Source organism: Streptomyces sp. NPDC002784 (assembly GCF_053592135.1).
The window spans coordinates 1-3,570 of sequence record NZ_JBSFVD010000110.1 but is presented as its reverse complement, the minus strand read 5'-3'; the positions used below and the strand labels follow the sequence as shown (position 1 = coordinate 3,570).

At 68.5% G+C, this 3,570-nt stretch carries 3 protein-coding genes; 1 reads left to right on the top strand and 2 read right to left on the bottom strand.

Going from position 1 to position 3,570, the window contains the following annotated elements:
• Nucleotides 1–687: 687 nt before the first annotated feature.
• Nucleotides 688–1,911, bottom strand: a complete 1,224-nt coding sequence (locus ACWD1Z_RS36850) for a metallophosphoesterase (RefSeq protein WP_451125200.1) — start codon at nucleotides 1,909–1,911, stop codon at nucleotides 688–690.
• A gap of 525 nt (nucleotides 1,912–2,436) precedes the next feature.
• On the opposite strand from ACWD1Z_RS36850, the gene ACWD1Z_RS36845 reads away from it, so the two are divergent.
• Nucleotides 2,437–2,790 (top strand): STAS domain-containing protein, encoded by a 354-nt coding sequence (locus tag ACWD1Z_RS36845; RefSeq protein WP_451125198.1) that lies wholly within the window; start codon nucleotides 2,437–2,439, stop codon nucleotides 2,788–2,790.
• 102 nt (nucleotides 2,791–2,892) lie between these two features.
• Here the strand turns inward: ACWD1Z_RS36845 and ACWD1Z_RS36840 are convergent, their stop codons facing one another.
• Nucleotides 2,893–3,204, bottom strand: coding sequence for a GNAT family N-acetyltransferase (locus ACWD1Z_RS36840; RefSeq protein WP_451125202.1), 312 nt, complete (start codon nucleotides 3,202–3,204; stop codon nucleotides 2,893–2,895).
• Nucleotides 3,205–3,570 lie beyond the last annotated feature (366 nt).

The window sequence follows — 3,570 nt, the reverse complement described above, 5'->3', positions numbered from 1 at the left end:
GGGGAATTATCTGGCCGCCACCGGGGAGAACTGGATGGCCGCCAGCGGGGCGAACTCCTGGCCGCCTACGGGGAGAACGAAATGGCCGTTGACAGCGCCCAACTGCGTCGCTCACCACCGTCCCATTCGAAGGAAGCGATGGTCAGCACCGGGACGATCAGCGCCTCAAGGGGGCCGGGCACTCCGCAGGCCACGGCGGGTCGGCTTCGAGTCGCTTGCTGCGCGCTTCGGCGACCCGCTGCTTGATCGCCTCTTCCTCGGCCGTGAGCTCGGGACCATCGGGGTCCTTGTGCAGCCGGGCCAACGTGCGCCTGTCGAGCCGTACTTGGCCGGCGACTTGCGGAACCCGCTGTCACGGTGCAGGTGCCCGTCTTCGCAGTGCGGCCACGGCTCCTCGGCCGGCCACAGCGACGGCCCCCCGCCCGAACTGTCCCTGACCGAGGGCGATCCCGGTCGGGGATGCAGCCGCATCCCAGGGGCGCGCCAACACGGCGAGTTCGGGGAAGACCGTGGTCACCTCGACAGGCGCCGCGGCGGAGTAGTACGTACGAAAACCATGCCGGTGATCCTGCCATCAGCCACTGACAGCCCCCCTGCCGCTCAACCGGTGTCAGCGCTCAACCGGCTGCAACGTCATCGGGTCTCGGCTCAGCAGCCTGAAGCGGGCGAACCTGTGCGCTCGCAGCGTCAGTTGGAGGACGACGACTGGTGCGGGGAGCGGAGCACGAGGAGGGTGATCTCGCTGGGAGCGAAGACGCGGAAGGGCGGGCCCCAGAAGCCGGTGCCGCGGCTGGTGTAGAGCAGGGTGCGGGAGCCGTGGTGGCTGAGACCGGCGAGGGCGGGCTGGTCGAGGCGGACGAGGTGGTGGAAGGGCCAGATCTGCCCGCCGTGGGTGTGGCCGGAGAGTTGGAGGTCGATGCCGACGGCTGCCGCTCGGTCGATGAACTTGGGCTGGTGTGCCAGGAGCAGGACGGGCAGGTCGGGGTCGGCGCCGTTCAGTGCTCCGGCGAGGTGGGCGCGATGACCGGCCAGGCCGGAGGACTCGGCGGTGACGTCATCCACTCCGGCGACCACGAGGGTGTCGCCTCCGCGTTCCAGCAGCACGTGGCGGTTGCGCAGCGGCTCCCAGCCCAGTTCGTCCATCAGGTCGACCCAGCCCTGGGCCTCGCTGTAGTACTCGTGGTTGCCGGTGACGTAGACACGGGCACGCGTCGCCTGCACGGTGGCGAGCGGGGTGGCCTGGGCGCGGCGGCGTTCGGCCGTGCCGTCCGCGATGTCGCCGGTGTGGCAGACCACGTCGGCCTGCAAGGTGTTCACCTTTTCGCAGACCTGTGCCGACCAGCGGGCGCGGTCGAGGGGGCCGTAGTGGGTGTCGGTGATGAGGACGACGCGCAGGCCGTCCAACCCGGCACCCAGGCGGGGGAGTTGCACGTCGAGTCGGCGTACGCGGGGCACCCGGCGGGCTTCTGCGTAGCCCCAGGCGAGCAGGACGGCGCTGACGGCGAGGACGGCCCAGGTGACGATTCGGGCCCGGTCCTGGCCCTCGCCGACGCCGACCAAGGTAAGGGTGAGCCGTAGCAGGACGCCGAGTACAACGGACCAGGTGAACAGGACCCAGCTGGTGCCCAGCAGGGTGTCACCGACGATCGCCGCCCAGTCCTGCTGGCGCCGGCCGTGACCGCGCGCCATCGCGAGCGGCATGGTGACGAGGCCGAGGACGAACAGGCCGGTGCCCGCGAGCGTGATGGGCAGCGGCCAGTGCTGGCCGGTGTGCAGGAGCACCCAACACGGCACGGCCCACAGCAGAACAGGGGCGATCAGCGGGAGGTGGCGCATCACGCGGTGCAGCCAGCTCTGCCGTGGCGCTCGCGCGTCGCGGTCGGCGGGTCGGGTGTCGCTGGTGTCGGTCACGCTTCCCCTCACAAACCAGGCTGCCGTCCTGCGCACTGTATCCGCTCGCCCTTGGGCGGGCAGGAAGAGCCGTCATCGGCGACCTCCTTCAGCTCGTGCGCCATGGCCAGTGCGACGGATTCAGCCTCGGCCTGCCCTTGGTCGCGCGCGCCCTGCTCTGTGCCGGCCCGCACGGTGAGGTGGTACGAGCCCACGTTTGCCGCGGGCGGTCCCTTCCTAGCCCCGGGCGCCTCACGGCAGCAGCCTGCGGCACGCCATGCAGTCACCCCACCCCGGTAAGGGGACCAGTCCGGACGCCAGTGACCCACATCATGGTGGTCGGCTCGGCCGGCGCCGCTGTCCTTCTGGCGCAGGCCTCCCGCGGTGCCGGGAGCGCCCCCGGACTCTCCGACCTTACGCCGATCGATGACTTGAGCTTCCGTCGACAGTGCCTCCACAGAGGCAGTTGATACCTTGGTACCGCGTACTGTGCATGGGTACCGATATTGGCAAGTGAGTGCCCCTTGAGGGCGGACAGGAGGCGGCATGAGCCAGGCACGCTTGACCGTTTCCGAGCACACCACCGCTGGAGTGCACGTCCTCGCGCTGGCCGGAGAGATCGATCACACTACGGCCGATGTTTTCCGCCAGGCGCTCACCGACGATGACAGATCCGTCCGGTACACGGTCATTGACTTCCGGGACGTCACCTTCATGGACTCGAGCGGCATCAATGTCCTCGTAGTCGCGAACAACGCGGCCCGGGCCTGCGGTGGCTGGCTCCGCCTGGCCCACACTCCCGCCCCCGTACTCCAGCTCCTGCGCATCGTCGGCCTCGACGACGTCATCCCGATGTACCCGACTCTCGATCAGGCCCTCGCGCCCGAAACCGCCGCCTGATCCCCAGCCGCGGCTCGATCCCAGGACCTGGCATCAACCGATGGCATCGACACCGAGCCCACGGCACCGCCTGATACGAGGCGGCCGTCCTAGTCGCAGCGGTCAGTGAGTGGCTGCGGCCCCTGACACGGCACGCTCCATGCACACCAGTTGGTCCCGTTCCTCCCATGATTCGGCGATGGTGAAGCCGAGCCGCTCGTACAGGGCGATGGCACCTGTCCGCCACTTCCACACCGACAGCCGTACCGTGCTGATGCCGCTCTCCGCGGCATGCGCAAACGCCGCGCTGACCAGGCCGGCCGCGACGCCCCGATTCCGGAACGCCGGGTTGGTCCAGAGCCTCTTGATCTCCGACCGCCCGCCGAGGAGGGCGGTCACCACCACACAACCGACGGCGCCACCCGTCCGCATCAACAACGGCCTCGCCCTTCTCGGCCTCCGTTTGAAGATGGTAGGCCGCCAACAACTCGGCCAACCTGTCCACGGAAGGGCCCTGACCTGGCCAGCGGACGATGACAACCTCGCAGTGATCAGTCACTTCGCCAGCGTCACACGACCGTGCCTGTGATCGCTCGACTGTCCAGGCCGAACTGTCCAGGCCGAGGGCACGATGCGGGAGCTGACTGATCGGTACTCGTGCAGCTCCAGGTATGCCCTATAGGGAACAGTATTCATTTGCTGTATTTTGCAGCCGCGCTGCTTAACGCGTCATAAGAGTAAGCAGTAAGGCTGGTGCATACGCAGGCGGGCTGGGCCAGAGAAATTATATTGGCCAGCCCG